Genomic DNA, 662 nt, shown 5'->3' with positions numbered 1-662 from the left:
GTATCAGATATAGAAACATCAGGACACCTGGAGCAAGATAACGTTTCGGAATATGAAACTGAAAATGGTGAAGGAGCCTCAAATCAAATTGCCAGTGTTGGACAGCTGAACTCTTCAGAAGGAACTTCAAATTCAACTGGAAAATCTGGTGAAATTGTACCATCATTGGATGAAAAACAAGGGGTAATTAATCCGTCTGGTATAGATCAGGAAAGTGGGAGTGAAAATGAATTTGTATTAAATGAAACGAATGGAAAGGAATTGACTTCAACAAAAGGGTTGGAGACAAAAAGTTCGACGAAAACGGAAGGTTTTAATTTAGAGGGAAGTCCAATTGGAAATGGTTCGACAAAAGTATCGTCAGTTGGTGAATTTAATATAGCGGAGCCTAGTGGAATGGGTGTAAATACTGAATCGATGAACGTTAATGATATTCAAGGTGCATCCGTCGAATCTTCGGGAGACTTGACGATGACAAGCCCAGATTCGCTAGAATCTTCCGGTTCGATTCCTGGACAAACTATGAATGGAAATAGTTTGGGAGAACAAGAGGTAAAAGGTCAATCTTTTGAAGGGAGCCAAGTCTTGCAAAGACAAGGGTCTTCGCAAGAGATTAAGGGAGCGATGGAAGCGAAGCCGTCAGAACATGTAGAGTCTTCGCA

Annotated in this window: 1 pseudogene; it reads left to right on the top strand. The window is 40.8% G+C overall.

Going from position 1 to position 662, the window contains the following annotated elements:
* Positions 1 to 662 (top strand): annotated as a pseudogene (locus MR079_RS28340) (CD3337/EF1877 family mobilome membrane protein); the annotation flags it as partial.

Source organism: Bacillus cereus group sp. BfR-BA-01381 (assembly GCF_022663555.1).
GTDB lineage: Bacteria > Bacillota > Bacilli > Bacillales > Bacillaceae_G > Bacillus_A > Bacillus_A pacificus.
This window is presented reverse-complemented; position numbering and strand designations above follow the sequence as displayed.